At 70.9% G+C, this 17,073-nt stretch carries 18 protein-coding genes and 1 pseudogene; 3 read left to right on the top strand and 16 right to left on the bottom strand.

The window, feature by feature from the left end:
• The 9 genes from murB to J5F18_RS09420 all read right to left on the bottom strand — a co-directional run.
• Positions 1-849 (bottom strand): UDP-N-acetylmuramate dehydrogenase (murB, locus tag J5F18_RS09460; RefSeq protein WP_346301988.1); only part of this gene is annotated, 849 nt, incomplete at its 3' end.
• Positions 846-1,322: a low molecular weight protein-tyrosine-phosphatase gene (locus J5F18_RS09455; protein WP_346301987.1), complete on the bottom strand. Its 477-nt coding sequence runs from the start codon at positions 1,320-1,322 to the stop codon at positions 846-848. The genes J5F18_RS09455 and murB, both read right to left, overlap by 4 nt.
• On the bottom strand, positions 1,322-2,122 hold the full coding sequence (kdsB, locus tag J5F18_RS09450) for a 3-deoxy-manno-octulosonate cytidylyltransferase (RefSeq protein ID WP_346301986.1): 801 nt from the start codon (positions 2,120-2,122) through the stop codon (positions 1,322-1,324). Before kdsB ends, J5F18_RS09455 begins: the two co-directional genes overlap by 1 nt.
• Positions 2,122-2,331: a Trm112 family protein gene (locus tag J5F18_RS09445; protein ID WP_346301985.1), complete on the bottom strand. Its 210-nt coding sequence runs from the start codon at positions 2,329-2,331 to the stop codon at positions 2,122-2,124. Before J5F18_RS09445 ends, kdsB begins: the two co-directional genes overlap by 1 nt.
• A 9-nt stretch (positions 2,332-2,340) precedes the next feature.
• Positions 2,341-3,414, bottom strand: a complete 1,074-nt coding sequence (lpxK, locus tag J5F18_RS09440) for a tetraacyldisaccharide 4'-kinase (RefSeq protein ID WP_346301984.1) — start codon at positions 3,412-3,414, stop codon at positions 2,341-2,343.
• Positions 3,411-5,171, bottom strand: coding sequence for a lipid A export permease/ATP-binding protein MsbA (gene msbA, locus J5F18_RS09435; protein WP_346301983.1), 1,761 nt, complete (start codon positions 5,169-5,171; stop codon positions 3,411-3,413). The genes lpxK and msbA overlap by 4 nt, the downstream gene beginning before the upstream one ends.
• Positions 5,168-5,620 (bottom strand): biopolymer transporter ExbD, encoded by a 453-nt coding sequence (locus J5F18_RS09430; protein WP_346301982.1) that lies wholly within the window; start codon positions 5,618-5,620, stop codon positions 5,168-5,170. Before J5F18_RS09430 ends, msbA begins: the two co-directional genes overlap by 4 nt.
• Positions 5,617-6,315 carry a MotA/TolQ/ExbB proton channel family protein gene (locus tag J5F18_RS09425; RefSeq protein ID WP_346301981.1) on the bottom strand — a complete coding sequence of 233 codons (699 nt, stop codon included), beginning with the start codon at positions 6,313-6,315 and terminating at the stop codon, positions 5,617-5,619. Before J5F18_RS09425 ends, J5F18_RS09430 begins: the two co-directional genes overlap by 4 nt.
• 35 nt (positions 6,316-6,350) lie before the next feature.
• Entirely contained in the window at positions 6,351-8,645 is a 2,295-nt protein-coding gene (locus J5F18_RS09420; protein WP_346301980.1) for a DNA internalization-related competence protein ComEC/Rec2, read from the bottom strand.
• A gap of 124 nt (positions 8,646-8,769) precedes the next feature.
• Here J5F18_RS09420 and J5F18_RS09415 point away from each other — a divergent pair, with 124 nt between their 5' ends.
• Positions 8,770-9,309, top strand: coding sequence for a DUF2062 domain-containing protein (locus tag J5F18_RS09415; RefSeq protein ID WP_346301979.1), 540 nt, complete (start codon positions 8,770-8,772; stop codon positions 9,307-9,309).
• Between the two features lie 108 nt (positions 9,310-9,417).
• Here J5F18_RS09415 and J5F18_RS09410 read toward each other — a convergent pair.
• From J5F18_RS09410 to J5F18_RS09400, 3 genes and pseudogenes are all read right to left on the bottom strand, one after another.
• Positions 9,418-9,972, bottom strand: a pseudogene (locus tag J5F18_RS09410) (ABC transporter ATP-binding protein); the annotation flags it as partial.
• Positions 9,941-10,066, bottom strand: coding sequence for a hypothetical protein (locus J5F18_RS09405; protein ID WP_346301978.1), 126 nt, complete (start codon positions 10,064-10,066; stop codon positions 9,941-9,943). The gene J5F18_RS09405 and the pseudogene J5F18_RS09410, both read right to left, overlap by 32 nt.
• On the bottom strand, positions 10,059-11,300 hold the full coding sequence (locus J5F18_RS09400; RefSeq protein WP_346301977.1) for a lipoprotein-releasing ABC transporter permease subunit: 1,242 nt from the start codon (positions 11,298-11,300) through the stop codon (positions 10,059-10,061). Before J5F18_RS09400 ends, J5F18_RS09405 begins: the two co-directional genes overlap by 8 nt.
• A 204-nt stretch (positions 11,301-11,504) precedes the next feature.
• Between J5F18_RS09400 and J5F18_RS09395 the strand changes: the two genes are divergently transcribed.
• Entirely contained in the window at positions 11,505-12,548 is a 1,044-nt protein-coding gene (locus J5F18_RS09395) for an agmatine deiminase family protein (RefSeq protein WP_346301976.1), read from the top strand.
• A 242-nt stretch (positions 12,549-12,790) separates the two neighbouring features.
• Positions 12,791-13,693, top strand: coding sequence for a carbon-nitrogen hydrolase (locus J5F18_RS09390; protein WP_346301975.1), 903 nt, complete (start codon positions 12,791-12,793; stop codon positions 13,691-13,693).
• Positions 13,694-13,819: 126 nt separating this feature from the next.
• On the opposite strand, the gene J5F18_RS09385 is transcribed toward J5F18_RS09390, so the two are convergent.
• The 4 genes from J5F18_RS09385 to gpt all read right to left on the bottom strand — a co-directional run bounded on the left by J5F18_RS09385 (position 13,820) and on the right by gpt (position 17,069).
• The gene (locus J5F18_RS09385; protein WP_346301974.1) at positions 13,820-15,064 is read right to left on the bottom strand and encodes a uracil-xanthine permease family protein; all 1,245 of its coding nucleotides are present in this window, start codon (positions 15,062-15,064) and stop codon (positions 13,820-13,822) included.
• Positions 15,065-15,129: 65 nt separating this feature from the next.
• The gene (upp, locus tag J5F18_RS09380) at positions 15,130-15,759 is read right to left on the bottom strand and encodes a uracil phosphoribosyltransferase (protein ID WP_346301973.1); all 630 of its coding nucleotides are present in this window, start codon (positions 15,757-15,759) and stop codon (positions 15,130-15,132) included.
• A 128-nt stretch (positions 15,760-15,887) separates the two neighbouring features.
• On the bottom strand, positions 15,888-16,571 hold the full coding sequence (ung, locus tag J5F18_RS09375; protein ID WP_346301972.1) for a uracil-DNA glycosylase: 684 nt from the start codon (positions 16,569-16,571) through the stop codon (positions 15,888-15,890).
• Between the two features lie 18 nt (positions 16,572-16,589).
• Positions 16,590-17,069: a xanthine phosphoribosyltransferase gene (gene gpt, locus J5F18_RS09370; RefSeq protein WP_346301971.1), complete on the bottom strand. Its 480-nt coding sequence runs from the start codon at positions 17,067-17,069 to the stop codon at positions 16,590-16,592.
• Positions 17,070-17,073: the final 4 nt, after the last annotated feature.

Here is a 17,073-nt window from a genome sequence, read left to right as displayed (position 1 = left end):
GCCCTTGAGGCCGCACTGGTCGATCAGCCAGCCGGCGGCCAGCTTGACCCGGCCATCGGGCTGGGGGAAGTGGGGCATCGCCGGGTACTCGGCCAGCAGCCGCTCCGCCTGGAGTCCTGCCACCACGGGATTCTTGAAGAAGCTGCCGGCGTTGCCCAGCAGCGCCGGGTCGGGCAGCTTCTCGCGGCGGATGGCGCACACCGCCTCGGCCACCGCCAGCGGCGTGGGTGCCTCCCCTACACGGCTGGCCAGGTCGCCATAGGCAAGGCGCGGCCGCGGGGTACGCGAGAGCCGCAGGATAAGCCGGGTGATCACCATTCGGCCGTCCAGCGCCCCCTTGAAGAGGCTGTCGCGATAGGCGAAGGCGCACTCCTGCGAGGACATCCAGCGCTCGCTGCCGCCGGCCAGTTCCACCACCTGCACCGCCTCCAGCACCTCACAGAGCTCGACGCCGTAGGCGCCGATATTCTGGATCGGCGCCGCCCCGCAGTGGCCGGGGATCAGCGCCAGGTTCTCGGTGCCCCAGAGGCCGCGCGCGGCCAGCGCCATCACCAGCGCGTGCCAGTTCACGGCGGCCTCGGCGTGGACTCGCACCGCCCCCCCCTCGCCCTCCTCTATCCACCAGTCGCGCAGGGCCGGCTGGAGCACCAGGCCGGGGAGGCGTTCGGGCAGGATCAGGTTGCTGCCGCCGCCCAGCAGGGTCAGCGGCCAATCCCGGGCGCGGGCCTCGGCCAGCACGGCCTGCAGCTCGGCCAGGCTTGACGGTGCGCAGAAGCGCTCGGCCACGCAGGGCAGGCCCAGGGTATTCGCCGCGGTCAGGTCGTACTCGGCGTGCAGCACCGGACTCAAGGGCGCGCCTCCAGGCGGCGCACGAGCTCGGCGAGCAGGCCACGGGCGCCCTGCTCGACCAGGTCGAGCACCTCCTCGAAACCCTGCTCGCCGCCGAAGTAGGGATCCGGCACGGCGCGATCGGGCAGCCCGGCGAACTCGAGGAAGAGCCCCAGGTGGGCGTCGACCTCGACGGGTGCCCGGGCCCGCATGGCCGCCAGGTTGTCATGGTCCATGGCCAGCAGGTAGTCGAAGTGCGCGAAGTCGGCATCGGCCAGCTGGCGGGCACGCAGCCCGGAGAGGTCGATACCGCGGCGGGCGGCAGCCTCGCGGGTCCGGGGGTCGGGCGCCTTGCCGACGTGCCAGTCCCCGATGCCACAGGAGTCCACCTCCACCCGATGGGCCAGGCCGCGCTCCTCGAGCAGGCGGCGGAACACCCCCTCGGCGGTGGGCGAGCGGCAGATATTGCCCAGGCAGACGAAGAGCACGCGCATCACCGACCTCCCGTGTCGCTGGTGGTTTCGAACAGCGCCCGCACCCGGGCCAGGTCCTCGGCGGTATCGACCCCGGCGGGATGCGGCTCGCCGGCCAGGGCCACCTGGATGGCATGGCCATGGTGCAGGGCGCGCAGCTGCTCGAGGTGTTCGAGCCGCTCCAGGGGCGACGGCACCCAGCCACGATACTCGGCCAGGAACCCCGCGCGGTAGGCGTAGAGGCCGATATGGCGCAGCCAGGCATCGGTCTCGAGCAGGTCGGGCCGGGCCGCGAAGGCGTCACGATCCCAGGCCTCTCTATCCCAGGGCACAGGGGCCCGGGAGAAGTAGAGGGCGCGGCCGGAGAGCGCCCGCACCACCTTGACCACATTGGGGTTGAAGAGGCTCTCCACCGTGGTGATCGGCTCGGCCAGGGTGGCGATGGAGGCCTCGGGATCGGCGAAGAGGCGCTCGGCCACCTGGTCGATCAGCCGCGGCGGGATCAGCGGCTCATCGCCCTGGACGTTGACCAGCACGGCGTCATCGGCCAGGCCCAGCCGCTCGGCCACCTCGGCCAGGCGGTCGGTGCCGGAGGGGTGGTCGGCACGGGTCATCAGCACCTCGGCCCCCTCGGCCTCCATGGCCTGCTCGATGCGGGCATCGTCGGTGGCCACCACCACCCGCCCGGCACGACTCTCGCTGGCGCGCTGCCAGACGTGGGCCACCATGGGACGGCCGGCGATCTCGGCCAGGGGCTTGCCGGGCAGCCGCGAGGAGGCGAAGCGCGCCGGGATGACGGCGATGAACTCCCGTTCGGCCATCACGCCTCTCCCGTGCGTCCGGGCGACTCGTGGAGGGTCTCCTCCGGCGTCAGCCGCCGGGCCTCCTCGGGCAGCATCACCGGAATGCCGTCGCGCACCGGATAGGCCAGGCCATCGAACAGGCAGTGCAGTTCTGCGGCCTCGCGGCGGTACTTGAGCTTGCCCTTGCACAGCGGGCAGACCAGCATGGCCAGCAGCTCCTTGTCCATCGTGTCACCTCACTCTTGGTGATGAGCCGGCAGCGGGCCGGCTCGCGAATTGGTGTCGTCGGGGCCGACGCCCTGCAGCGCCGCCAGCCGCTCGTCGAGCCAGGCCACGAAGCCGGGCTCGGGAGCGGCCGCCACCTCCAGCACCCAGCCCTCGGCAGGGGCCAGCCCCCGGCACTTCACGGCGTCCTTGGCGGTCATCACCAGCGGGCGGCCGTCGCCGAAGGCGAGCTCCTCGGCGCGAAACGCATGGTGGTCACCGAAGGGGTGGGGAATCGCCTCGACGCCCAGCCCCGCCAGGGTCTCGAAGAAGCGCGCCGGACGGCCGATGCCGGCCACGGCATGCACCGCCCCCGCGAAGGGCAGCGGCGCCAGCGGCTGCCGCTCGGCGCTGTCCAGCCGCCGCCAGGCCTGGGGGGCCAGCTCCATGGCGAAGGCGCCCGGCGGCGGCGCGACGCGCGCCACGCCGTTGACCGCCGCGCCATTGATCACGACCGCATCGACGCTGGCCAGCCGCGACAGGGGCTCGCGCAGGGGGCCGGCCGGCAGGCAGCGGCCGTTGCCGAAGCCCCTGGCGCCGTCCACCACCACCAGCTCCAGGTCGCGGGCGAGCGCCAGGTGCTGCAGGCCATCGTCGCTGATCAGGATATCGCATCCTTCCGCCAGCAGCCGCCGGGCGCCACGGGGCCGGTCCGGGTCCGCCACCACCGGTACCCCGGTCTGGTCGGCCAGCATGCGCGGCTCATCGCCGCACTGCGCGGCGGGCGTGTGGTCGTCGACCCGCAGCGGGTACGCCTGGCTCCTGCCGCCATAGCCCCGCGAGAGGATCCCGGGGCGCCAGCCCTGCGCGGCGAGGTGGCGCACCAGCCAGGCCACCAGCGGCGACTTGCCAGTGCCGCCCAGGGTCAGGTTGCCCACCACGATCACCGGTACCGGGGCGCGCCAGGCCGATCGCCGGCCCGCGGCGAAGGCGGCGCGGCGGCGCGCCACCGCGACGCGGTAGAGCGCCTCCAGGGGCCACAGCGCGACGAGCCAGGGTGATCCGGCATAGGCCGCCGCCAGCCAGCGCTCCCCCAGGCGGCTCATGCCGGGTTGGACTCCTGGAACTGCAGGCGATGCAGCGCCGCGTAGGCCCCGTCGCGGGCCAGCAGTTCGGCGTGGCTGCCCTGCTCGATGATCTCGCCCTGCTCCATCACCAGGATGCGGTCGGCGCGCTCGATGGTGGAGAGGCGGTGGGCGATCACCAGGGTGGTGCGCCCCTTGCACACCTGCTCCAGGGCCGCCTGGATGTAACGCTCGGACTCGGTGTCCAGCGCCGAGGTGGCCTCGTCGAGGATCAGCAGCGGCGCATCCTTGAAGATCGCCCGGGCGATGGCCAGGCGCTGGCGCTGGCCCCCGGAGAGCATCACGCCGTTGTCGCCCACCACGGTGGCGTAGCCGCCGGGCAGGCGCTCGATGAACTCGTGGGCGTGGGCGGCCCGGGCGGCGGCCTCGATGGCCGCCGGGTCGGCGCCGGGGACGCCGTAGGCGATGTTGTCGGCGATGCTGGCGTTGAACAGCGTCACCTGCTGGGAGACCAGGGCGATCTGGCGGCGCAGCGGCGCCAGGCGGTAGTCGTCCAGGGGCACCCCGTCGATCAGCACCCGCCCCTCGGTGGGCCGGTAGAAGCGCGGCAGGAGCCCCACCAGGGTCGACTTGCCGCTGCCCGAGCGACCGACGATGGCGATCATCTCCCCCGGTGCCACCTCGAGGTCGATGCCCTTGAGCACCTCCGGCTGCCCCTCGGCGTAGCGGAAGCGCACGCCCTCGAAGCGCACCCGCCCCTCGAGCCGCCTTGGCTCGTGGCGACCCTCGTCGCGCTCGGCGGGCACCTCCAGCAGGCCGAACAGCTCACCGGCGGCGGCCAGCCCCTTCTGGATCTCGCTGTTGATCTCGGTGAGCTGGCGCACCGGCTTGGCCATCAGCGAGGCGGCGGTGATGAAGGCCACGAACTCGCCGGCGGTCATGTCGGCCATCAGCGCCGGCGACATGGCCAGCCACACCAATACCGCCAGAGAGAGTGCCACCAGCAGCTGGATCACCGGGGTGCTGATCGCCTTGGCCAGGGCCTCCTTCATGCTCTGCCGGCGGTTGTACTCGCTGGCCGCGGCGAAGCGCGCCTTCTCGTAGCTCTCGGCGCCGTGGGTGCGCACCACCCGGTAGCCGGAGAGGGCCTCCGAGGCCACATGGGTGACGTCACCCATGGAGGCCTGAATGCGCTGCGAGATGCGCCGGAACCGCTTGCTGGCATAGCTGACCACGCCGCCGATCAGCGGGGTCACCGTCAGGAAGAGCAGCGTCAGCATCCAGTTGGTCCACAGCAGGTAGCTGATCAGGCCGATGACGAAGAGCCCCTCGCGCAGCAGGATGGTCAGCGCCTTGGTGGCCGCCCCCGTGACCTGCTCCACGTGGTAGGTGACCCGCGAGATCAGGTGGCCGCTGGAGTGGCTGTCGAAGAAGCGCCCCGGCAGGTGAAGCATGTGGTCGAAGACGTTGCAGCGCAGCGCGTGGACCACGTTGCGCGCCACGTTGCTCATGAAATAGGTGCCGAGGAAGGTGCCGACCCCACGGGCGGCAAACATGCCCACCACGAAGAGCGGCAGGAAGAGCCGGAAGCTGGCGCCGGGGTCCTGGATGCCGTCGATCAGGCGCTTCATCATCTCGGCCAGGGCCGTGCTGGAGGCGGCGTAGATGGCATAGCCGAGGATCGCCAGGGAGAAGGAGCGCCAGTGGGGGCGCACGTAGCCCAGCAGGCGCTTGTAGAGTACCCAGCCCGAGTGTTGAAGGGTCCCGTTCTGGTTCACGGCGTCTCCGCTTGTGGGGAAATGGTCTCGCCGGGGACGTTGTCGCCAGCGATGCCTTCGGTGGTGGCGATGCGCACCCGCTGGATTCCCTGCAACCCGGCCTGGTCCAGCACGCGCACCACGTCGGCGTGGCTGGCGCGGCCGTCGGCCTCCACTACCAGGCCGTGCTCGCGGGCCTGGTCGGCCTCGGCGGCCAGGGCCGCGGGCAGCTCGGCCGGCGTCAGCTCGCGCTCGCCGAGCCGGTAGGCCCCAGCCGCGGTGATCACCACCGTGACCGGAGAGACCTCGGCGGCGGCACCGCTGACGGTCTCGGGCAGTTCGAGCTCCAGCGCCTGGCGCGTCTCGAAGGTGGTGGAGACCATGAAGAAGATCAGCAGCAGAAACACCACGTCGATCAGCGGCGTGAGGTTGACCTCCACCGGCTCGCGGCGTGTCCGTGCGAACCTCACGGGCGCTTCACCCGCGGGGCCAGGCGCCCGTCGGCCTCCAGGCGCTCGTCCTCGCCGCCGGCCTCGTGGCGCTCGGCCAGGGTCAGCTCGCCGCCGTAGTGGGCGAGGAACTCCACCACCTGGCCCGACTGCTCCTCCATGCGCACGGTGATGTCCTCCACCCGGCGCAGGAAGTAGCGGTGGAACATCAGCGCCGGGATCGCCACGGTGAGACCGGCGGCGGTGGTCACCAGGGCCCGGGAGATGCCGCCGGCGAGATCCCCGGTGCGGCCCGCCCCGTCGCCGGCGACGATCACCGAGAAGACCTCGATCATCCCCACCACCGTGCCCAGCAGGCCGATCAGCGGCGCGATGGCGGCGATGGTGCCGAGCGGGCTCAGGAAGCGCTCCATGTCGTGGATCACTGCGGTGCCCGCCTCCTGCAGCCGCGCGCGCACCTGCTCGTGACCGAGCCGGGCGTTGCGCAGCCCCGCGGCCAGCACCCCCCCCAGGGGCGAGTGGCTCTCGAGCCAGTAGAGGTTGACCTGCCCGCGTGCCACCAGGGTGCACACCTCCTGACCCAGCCCGCGGGGGGCGATACGCCCGGCGCGCAGGGTCCACAGGCGCTCGATGATGATCACCGTGGCCAGCAACGAACAACCCAGCAGCGGCAGCATCAGCCAGCCCCCGGCGATCAGGGCCTCCATCATGTCCATGCGTACTCCCCTGAAGATGCCCCGCGTCCCGACGTTCAGTTATCGGGCGATTCTACCGCAAGGCAGGCGGCTCCGACACCGCCGCGCCGCCAGAGCAGCCGGCGCGCGCTGTCCACGCGGGTCTGCTCGTCGCCCCCCAGCCGGAAGCGCAGCGCCCCGTCCAGGGCGGTGCTCCACTGGCAACTTCCCGCCAGGCGGAAGCGCTGCACCACCTCGTCGTGGGGATGGCCGAAGGCGTTGCGCCGCCCGGCGCTGTAGACCACGTGGCGCGGCGTGAGCCACTGCACCAGCTGGGGTCCGGAGCTGGTCCGGCTGCCGTGGTGGCCGGCCACCAGCAGGGTCACCGGTGCCTCGGCCTCGAGCAGGACGGCGCGCTCCACCTGGCGGCCCACGTCGCCGGTGATCAAGAGTCGCTGCTCGCCGACGCTGGCCTGCAGCACGCAAGAGCGGTCATTGCTGGAAAGCTCGGCCGTGTCCCCCGGGGGCCACAGGAAGCGGAACTGTACCCCGTCGCGCTCCCAGGCCTGCCCCCGCCGGCAGGGCGCGAAGGGCACGCCGATCGATTCGCCGGGCGGAGCCAGGAAGCGCCCGACCCGATGCCGCTCGGCCAGTATTGGCACCCCGCCGGCATGGTCGAGGTCATCGTGGCTGACGATTACCTCGTCGAAGCGCTGGCCGGGTGGCCACAGGGTGCCGACCGGCGCGAAGCCCGAGGGGAAGCGCGGGCCGGCGTCGTAGAGGGCCCGGTAGCCCGCGGTCCGCAGCTCCACCAGCTGGCCCTGGCCCACGTCCTGCACCCGCACCTCCAGCTGGCCCGGCGGAATGCCCGATGGCGAGAGGCCAAGGACCACCGCCACCAGCGCCAGGCTCCCCGACCCGCGCAGCACCCACGCCAGCCCCGGCAGTACCCAGAGCAGCGCCATCAGTCCCAGGCAGAGCGCCAGGGGCGTCACCAGGGCTGGTTCGGGAAGCCACAGCGGCAGCCAGGCCACCGCCTGCTCCAGCCACCAGGCCAGGGCCTCCGCCAGGCGGGCAAACAGCCACCAGCAGAGCGCCGAGAGGGGCGGCAGGGGTGCCAGCAGCCAGCCGAGCAGTCCCAGCGGCACCAGCAGGCTGCTGACCAGGGGCACCGCCACCAGGTTGACCAGCGGCGCCGCCGGCGCCAGGCGGGCGAAGGCGACCAGCACCGCCGCCGCCATCAGCGGCGACAGCAGTAGCTGGGTCCTGACCAGCGCCCATAGCCAGCCGCGCAGCCCCCGTGGACGAGGACGCCCCTGCCAGGCCAGGATCAGCAGGGCCACCGCCAGGAAGGAGAGCCACAGCCCGGGGCGCCAGGCGCTCAGGGGGTCGAGCACAAGCACCACCGCCAGAGCCAGCCACCACCCCTGCCAGGGGCCCGGGGCGTGCCGCCCGCTGGCCACCCAGAGCCCCACCAGCGCCATCACCAGGGCGCGCAGCGCCGGCGGTTCCAGCCCCGCGAGGGTCGCATAGGCCGCCGCCGCGGCGCCGGCCAGCCACCAGGGCCCTACCGCCAGGCGCCAGCGACCCGGGGCCACCAGCCGGGCCGCGCCCCGCCCCAGCAGCAGGGCAAACCCCGCCACCAGCCCCACATGGAGCCCGGAGATCACCATCAGGTGGGTGGTGCCGCTGGCGTTGAGCAGGGCCCAGTCCTCGGCGGTCAGCCGCTCGCCGGCCCCCAGGGTCAGGGCCGCCAGCCAGCGCTCGGCACGCGGGGCCAACGCCTGGCGCTCCAGGTGGGCCAGGGCCCGCTCGCGCAGGCCGGGAGTGGCCTCGACCAGCCGGCGGGGCGGCGGCTCGCGGCGCACGTAGCCGGTGGCCTGGATGCCCTCGCGCCACAGCCAGGCCTCGTAGTCGAAGGTATGGGGGTTGGCAAAGCCCGCCGGCGGCCGCAGACGAACGGTCAGCGACCAGCGCTCGCCGGGGTGCATCTCGGGGGCAGCGAAGGCGTTCAGTCGCACGCGGCGCAGGCGATCGCAGGCGGGCCGTCCCTCGACCAGGGGGCGGCAGTGGGAAACCGCCAGAGTGAGGCGGGTCAGGCGCTCCTCCTGCGTCACACTGACCAGCTGCCCCTCCAGGGCGAGGTCCTCGCGGATGAGCCCCTCCGGCAGGGCGGCACCTCGAGCCAGCAGCAGACTCGCCACCACCCAGGCGAGCGCCGCCAGCGGCAGCCAGCACAACGGCCGACACCTGACCAGCGCCACCAGGCCGAGGAGCCCGAGCCCCTCGATCAGCCCCGGCGGCAATCGCGTGCCCAGCCACAGGCCGATACCGACGGCCAGGGCCAGGGGGATGGCCAGTCCAGGTCGCATTCCCTTGCTCCGGTTGGGTGCATCGCTGCTTCTGTAAGGTCGCCCTGCGTGGAAGCACCACCATGGCGGAAGCAGGCCCTTGTATGGATAATAGCCCCCGTCACGAAGCCGCGAGCCCGACGACATGCCGCGCCGTTTTCTCCAGCGCTACATGCCCCACCCCGAGACACTCAGGCGCCAGCGCTCGCTGCGTTTCATGAGTCACCTGATCGGCAACCCTGCCCTGTGGGTGCTGAGCCGCCGCAGCGTGGCCAACGCCTTCTCGGTAGGCCTGTTCAGCGCCATGCTGCCGATCCCCTTCCAGATGGTGGTGGCTGCCTTCGGTGCCTGGCTGGCCCGCGCCAATCTGCCCCTCTCGGTGGGACTGGTCTGGATTACCAACCCGCTGACCATGCCGATCATCTTCTACGGCAACTACCGGCTCGGCGCCTGGCTGATGAACACCCCCGCCCGGGAGGCCCCGGAGCGGCTCTCCACCCGCTGGATCGCCGAACAGATGGCCGACATCCTGCCCGCCCTGGCGGTGGGTTCGGTGGTCAGCGCCATCGTGCTGGCGCTGGTCGGCAACCTGGTGATCCGGCTGATCTGGCGCTGGCAGATCTCGCGCAGCTGGAAGGCCCGACGCCGCCGTCGCCGGCCACCCTGCGATGAGGACCTGCTGTAAGGCGCGGCTCAAGCGCCCTGCTGTTTGTCGCCCCACCACGCTGCTGCTCAGACGCGAACGGCCGGCCCCAGGGGGCCGGCCGTTCGCGGTTGGCGGACGCTGCGGGGGTCAGCCCGCCGGCGTGGGAGGCTGCTCGGTCAGGCGCCCCTCGTCGAGTCGCATCACCCGGTCCTGGTGGGCCGCCAGCGCCGGGTCATGGGTCACCACCACGAAGGCGCAGGCAGAGGTGCGGGCCAGGTCGTCCATCAGCGCCAGGATACTCGCCGCGGTGTGCTGATCCAGGTTGCCGGTGGGCTCGTCCATCAGCACCAGGCTGGGGTCGGTAACCAGCGCCCGGGCGATGGCCACCCGCTGGCGCTCGCCCCCGGAGAGCTCCCCGGGCTTGTGGTCGGCGCGCTGGGCGATGCCTACCTTCTCCAGCAGCTCACGTGCACGTATCTCGGCCTGCTTCTTGCGCTGGCCACGCACGATCAGCGGCAGCGCGGCGTTCTCCAGGGCGGTGAACTCGGCCAGCAGGTGATGGAACTGATAGACGAAGCCGATATGACGGTTGCGGAAACGCCCCAGGGCTGCCTCGCCCAGCGCCAGCAGCGATTCGCCCGCCACCCGGACCTCGCCCCGGGTGGGCTGGTCAAGACCCCCCAGCAGGTTGAGCAGGGTGGTAGATGCGGGTCAGGTCGCGGCACTCCAGCATCGGCGCCCCCTGTGCCAGGCGGGCGCCCGACTCGACTATGGCGTGCAGGGTCGTCTCACTCATAGCGCAGCACCTCCGCGGGCTGGACCCGGGCCGCCCGCCAGGCCGGGTAGAGGGTGGAAAGGAAGGTCAGGCCCAGGGCCGCGGCGATGATGTTGCGCACGTCCGTCCAGTCGAGCCGCGAGGGCAGGTTGCTGATGAAGTAGACCCCGGCATCGAGGAACTGGATGCCGAACAGGCTCTCGACGCCGTCGATGATGTCGGAGATGGTCAGCGCCAGCAGCACCCCGAGCGCCACGCCGACCAGGATGCCGATCACCCCGATGGCCAGCCCCTGGACGATGAAGATACCCATGATCGAGCGCGGCGTGGCGCCGATGGTGCGCAGGATGGCGATATCGGCATGCTTGTCGGTGACCACCATCACCAGGGTCGAGACGATGTTGAAGGCCGCCACGGCGATGATCACCGTGAGCAGCAGCCCGATCATGCGCTTCTCCATCTGGATCGCCTGGAAAAGGTTGCCGTGGGTGAAGGTCCAGTCGGTGCCGCGGTAGCCCGGCCCCAGCTCGTTGACGATGCTGCGCGTCTCGGCGGCGGCCTGGAAGAGGTCGTCGAGCTCCAGGCGCAGGCCGCCCACGGCATCGCCCAGGCGGGCGAGGGTCTGCATGTCCTCGATATTGGCATAGGCCAGGGCGGCGTCCAGGTCGGCGCCGACGCTGAACACCCCGCTCACCGTGAAGCGCTTCAGGCGCGGGAAGACGCCGGCCGGGGTGATCGAGGCCTCGGGCACCAGCAGGGTCACGGTATCGCCCACCCCGACACCCAGGCGTCGGGCCAGGATCGAGCCCAGCACGACGTTCCATTCGCCGGGCTGGAGATCCTCCAGCCCGCCCTGCTGCATGTGTCGGCCGATGATCGAGACGCGATCTTCCCATTCGGGATGGATGCCGTTGACCATGGCCCCCTCGTTGCGCCCGCCCACCGAGAACATGCCCTGCTGTTCCACGAAGGGGGCGGCGCCGATCACCCGCTCACGCTCCATCAGCTGCGCGGCCAGGGCCTCCCACTCCACCATTCCGGTGCGCGACTCGATCTTGGTATGGGGCACCATGCCGAGGATCCGGGTACGCAGCTCGTGGTCGAAGCCGTTCATCACCGAGAGCACCAGGATCAGCACCGCCACGCCCAGCATCAGGCCCAGCATGGAGGTCAGGGAGATGAAGGAGATGAAGTGGTTGCGGCGCTTGGCGCGCACGTAGCGCAACCCGATCAGGAAAGGCAGGCGGTCGAGCATGGAAAGTTTCCTTGTCAGCGGGCGCCCATGGTAAGGCTTTTTCTGCGTCGCTGCATCGGGCAGCCCTCCCCTTGCCGAGGATTTGCACCCTGACGCGCGACGGCGCCGCGATCGTCGGGAGAGAACGGCGAGCCTATTGCATCCCGCGCCATTGATGCCTACATTCGCGCCGTATCGACCCGACTCCACATGGGGCTAATGATCATGGCCAAGCGCCTGCTTCCCGAATGGCACCCTCAGGATGCCATCCAGCTCACCTGGCCCGGCTCCGACAGCGACTGGGCGCCGATGCTCGAACGCATCGAGGCCACCCTGGAGGCCATGGTGGTGGCCATCGCCCGCTACCAGCGCGTGCTGGTCAGCGTGCCCGACACCGCCACCCGCACCCACCTGGCCGGCCGCTTCGCCCGGCTGGGCGTGCCGACCGAACGGCTCAGGCTGATGGTGGCGCCAGCCGACGACACCTGGGCCCGGGACCACGGCCCGCTGGCCGTGGAGGTGGACGGCGAGCTGCGCCTGCACGACTATGTCTTCACCGGCTGGGGCGGCAAGTTCCCTGCGGCCCGGGACAACACCCTGACCCGCCGCCTGGCACAGGCCGGCGTCTACGCCTGCCCGGTCAGCGAGCGCGGCCTGGTGCTGGAGGGCGGGGCCATCGAGAGCGACGGCGCCGGCACCCTGCTGACCACCGAGGCTTGCCTGCTCAACCCCAACCGCAACCCCGGGCTCGACCGAGCGGCGGTGGAGGCCTGGCTCCACGAGGACTTCGGGGTGACCCGGGTGCTGTGGCTGGCCCACGGCCACCTGGAGGGCGATGACACCGACAGCCACGTGGACACCCTGGTGCGCTTCTGCGACGCCGCCACCATCGCCTATGTGCGCTGCGACGACGCGCGCGACCCCCACTACCCGGCGCTGGCCGCCCTGGAGGCGGAGCTCAAGGCGCTGCGCCGTCGTGACGGCGAGCCCTACCGGCTGATACCGCTGCCCTGGCCGCGCCCCTGCTTCGACCCGGTGGACGGCAGCCGCCTGCCGGCCACCTACGCCAACTTCCTGATCATCAACGGTGCGGTGCTGGTGCCCACCTACGGCGACGCCGCCGACACCCGGGCGCTGACCGCCCTGGCCGGCGCCTTCCCGGGGCGCGACATCATCCCCATCGACTGCCTGAGCGTGATCCGCCAGCACGGCAGCCTGCACTGCCTGACCATGCAGCTGCCCCAGGGCAGCCTGGCCAACCGGGCCTGAAGGAAATTGGAACCACGAGATTAGGGGCGCTGGGGACAAGCCGAAGAGGAGGTCCTACGCCAGGGGTGAGGAGCATTGCTCCGAACGGGCGGGCCATGGATGGCACGCACCGGCCCTGCAAGCGGCGCAGGATGCGAGAGCGCCGCAGGGCGTCGGTAGCGTACAGGGAAGTATTCACAGCGCCTCCTCGCAGGCTTGTCGCCAGACAAGCCCCGAGAAACGAATAAAGAGGAGAGTCGATCATGCCCCGCCAACTGAAGGTCGGCCTGGTTCAGCAGCCCGCCTGGCCCGACAAGGCCAGGAGCCTCGCCGAGAGCGAGGCCGGCATCCGCGAGCTGGCCGCCGCCGGCGCCGAGCTGGTGATGCTACAGGAGCTGCACGCCACCCACTACTTCTGCCAGTACGAGGATACCGAGCTCTTCGACCTGGCCGAGCCCCTGGACGGCCCCACCGGCACCCGCCTGGCGGCGCTGGCCGCCGAGCTCGATATCGTGCTGGTGGGCTCGCTCTTCGAGCGCCGCGCGCCGGGGCTCTACCACAACACCGCGGTGGTCTACGACCGCCAGCTTGGCGCCGTGGGCCACTACCGCAAGATGCATATCCCCGACGATCCGGGCTTCTACGAGAAGTTCTACTTCACCCCGGGCGATGTCGACGAGGCCCGCGGCCAGGGCTTCGTGCCCATCGACACCTCGCTGGGCCGGCTCGGGGTGCTGGTGTGCTGGGACCAGTGGTACCCGGAAGCGGCGCGCCTGATGGCGCTGGCCGGCGCAGAGCTCTTGCTCTACCCCACCGCCATCGGCTGGGACCCCGCCGACGACGACGCCGAGAAGGCCCGCCAGAAGGATGCCTGGACGCTGATCCAGCGCAGCCACGCGGTGGCCAACGGGGTCACGGTGATCGTCGCCAACCGGGTCGGCCACGAGCCCGACCACTCGGAGGTCGGCCGCGGCATCGACTTCTGGGGCGGCAGCTTCATCGCCGGCCCCCAGGGGGAGCTGCTGGCCCACGCCGGGGTACAGGCCGAGCGCCTGCTGGTGACCCTGGACATGGCCCGCGGCGAGGACGTGCGGCGGATCTGGCCGTATCTCCGCGACCGCCGCATCGACGCCTACGGGGATCTGACCCGCCGCTATCGGGACTGAAGACCGCCAACTGCCTGTAGGAGCGCGATTTATCGCGCGATAAATCGCGCTCCTACGTCACACTCGTGACGGTCGCTTAGCGGCGGCGCCATACCCGGCTTGATCGCGCCCCTGCCGCGGATTGGCCTACTCGTCCTCCTCGGCGCGGGGCAGCACCCAGTTGAGGACGATGCCCACCAGCGCGGCCAGGCTGACCCCCTGCAGGGTGAACTGGCCGCCGCCGAACTGCATGCCGCCGATGCCGAAGACCAGGATCAGCGAGATCACCACCAGGTTGCGCGGCGCGGTCAGCGAGTGGCCGGCACGCACCAGGGTGTTCATGCCCACCACGGCGATGGAGCCGAACAGCAGGGTCATGATGCCCCCCATCACCGGCCCGGGGATGGTCTGCAGCAGGGCGCCGAGCTTGGCCACGAAGGCCAGGCCGATGGCGAAACAAGCCGCCACCACCATGTAGCGCGGGTTGAAGGCGCGGGTCAGGGTCACCGCCCCGGTCACCTCCGAGTAGGTGGTGTTGGGCGGGCCACCGAACAGCGCCGCGGTGGAGGTGGCCAGGCCGTCGCCGAGCAGGGTGCGGTGCAGGCCGGGCTTCTCCAGGTAGTTCCTGCGGGTCACCGAGCCGATGGCCACCATGTCGCCGATATGCTCCACCGCCGGCGCGATGGCCACCGGGATCATGAACAGGATCGCCGCCCAGTGGAAGCTCGGCGCGGTGAACGCGGGGATCGCCAGCCAGGCCGCCTCGCGCACCGGCGAGAAGTCCACCAGCCCCATGAGCAGCGCCAGCCCATAGCCGGTGACGATGCCGCCCATGATCGGGATCAGGCGGATCAGGCCGCGACCGAACACCGCCAGGGTCAAAGTCACCAGCAGGCTCGCCATGGAAAGGAAGATCGCCGGACCGTAGCCGATGTGGTCGCTGGTCTCGCCGGTGGCCATGCTCACCGCCACCGGCGCCAGCGCCAGTCCGATCACCATGATCACCGGCCCCACCACCACTGCCGGCAGCAGGCGATGCAGCCAGGCAGTGCCCTTGAGACGTACCGCCTGGGAGATCGCCACGTAGACGAGGCCCGCCGCCAGCAGGCCGCCCAGGGTGGCGGAGACCCCGAAGCTGGCCACCGATCCCTGGATGGGCGCGATGAAGGCAAAGGAAGAGGCCAGGAACACCGGCACCGTGACCCGGGTCACGCCGTGGAACACCAGGGTGCCGACCCCGGCGGTGAAGAGCGCCACGCTGGGGTCCAGCCCGGTGAGCAGCGGCACCAGCACCAGGGCGCCGAAAGCCACGAAGAGCATCTGGGCCCCGGTGAGCAGGACCTTGAGGGGCGTCTCGTCCGCGCCCGACAGGGCCGACGTCTGATCAGTCATGAGGGGGTCTCCAGAAAAACGCCCCTGGAGGGGAGGCTCAGGGGCGTGTTGTCGGGGCGAAGGGCTTATCGAGTGCCGAAGATCTTGTCCCCGGCATCGCCCAGCCCCGGCACGATATAGCCGTGCTCGTCCAAGCGCTCGTCCACCGCGGCGGTGTAGATCTCGATGTCCGGATAGGCCTCCTGGACGCGCTGGAGGCCCTCGGGGGCCGCCACCAGCACGATCACCTTCATCTGCTGGCAGCCGCGCTCGCGCAGCATGTCCAGGGTCGCCACCATGGTGCCGCCGGTGGCCAGCATGGGATCGATGACGATGGCCAGGCGCTCCTCGAGGTCATTGGCGAACTTGGCGAAGTAGGGCACCGGCTCCAGGGTCTCCTCGTCGCGGTAGAGCCCCACCACGCTGATCCTGGCGCTGGGGATCAGGTCGGTGACGCCGTCGAGCATGCCGAGGCCGGCGCGCAGGATCGGCACGATGGTGACCTTCTTGCCCTTGAGCAGCTGCACCGGGATCTTGTTGCCGCTCCAGCCGTCGATCTCCTGGGTCGCCAGCTCCAGGTCCTGGGTCGCCTCGTAGGTCAGCAGCTTGGCCAGCTCACCGGCCAGCTCACGGAAACTCTTGGTGCTGATGCCGGCTTCGCGCATCAGGCCCAGCTTGTGCTGGACCAGGGGATGCTGGATGGCGTGGACGCTCATGGTCGGGACCTCTTCAGGGTGGCAACGGTGAAAGGGGCGGCAGGAGACGATACCGACCTAGGTCGCATGGACCCGGTCGGGAAATTGCGAAGCATTCTACGCGCATCCCGCCGCGAGTTGTAGGCGACTCAGGGCACCTCCGGGAGCTGCCAGTCGATGGGCGTGCGGCCGTGCTCCACCAGGAAAGCGTTGGCCCGGGAGAAGTGGCGGTTGCCGAAGAAGCCGCGATGGGCGGAGAGCGGCGAGGGGTGCGGCGACTCCAGCACCAGGTGGCGGGAGGTGTCGATCAGCGCCTTCTTCTGGCGGGCGTGGCTGCCCCAGAGCAGGAACACCGAGGGCTCGCCGTGGGCACTCACCGTGGCGATGGCCCGGTCGGTGAAGGTCTCCCAGCCGCGCCCGCGGTGGGAGCCGGCATTGCCCTGCTCCACCGTCAGCGAGGTATTGAGCAGCAGCACCCCCTGGCGCGCCCAGGGTTCCAGGTGGCCGTGCTCCACCGGCCGGAAGCCGACATCGGTGGCCAGCTCCTTGTAGATATTGACCAGCGAGGGCGGCACGCGCACCCCGGGCCGCACCGAGAAGCACAGGCCATGGGCCTGGCCCGGCCCGTGGTAGGGGTCCTGGCCGAGGATCACCACCTTGACCCGATCCAGCGGGGTGAGCTCGAAGGCGCGGAACCAGTCGGACGAGTGGGGATAGATCACCTTCCTGGCCCCCTTCTCGGCGGCCAGGAAGTCGCGCAGCGCCTGCATGTAGGGCGCCTGGAACTCCGGGCCGAGCCACTGCTGCCAGCTCTCGGGAAGCGGTGTCGCCATGCCTGCCCTCCTCGCCTCTCAGCGCTTGACCCGGTCGACCAGCGGCTCGACGTAGGCCACGCCCATGTCCCAGGGGAACTGGATCCAGCAGTCCTGGGCCACCTCGGTGAGGTACTGGTCCACCAGCGGGCGACCCTCCGGCTTGGCATAGACGGTGACGAAGTGGGCACGGGGCAGCAGCTCGCGCACCTTGCGTGCGGTCTTGCCGGTGTCCACCAGGTCGTCGACCAGCAGCCAGCCGTCGCCGTCATGGTCGACCCCCTTCATGACGTCGAGACCGCCCTGCTCCATATGGTCGTAGCTGCTGATGCAGACGGTATCGATCAGGCGCACGTTGAGCTCGCGGGCGATCAGCGCCGCCGGGATCAGCCCGCCGCGGGTGATGGCCACGATGCCCTTGAAGTCGCGCTCCACCAGCCGGTGGCAGAGCTCGCGCACGTCGCGGTGCAGCTGGTCCCAGGAGACGGTGAAGTGCTGGTGATAGCGATCGCTGCTCATGGGA

Source organism: Halomonas sp. BM-2019 (genome assembly GCF_017584085.1).
Note: the sequence above shows the minus strand (reverse complement) of the source record. Positions and strands in the feature narration are given on the sequence as shown.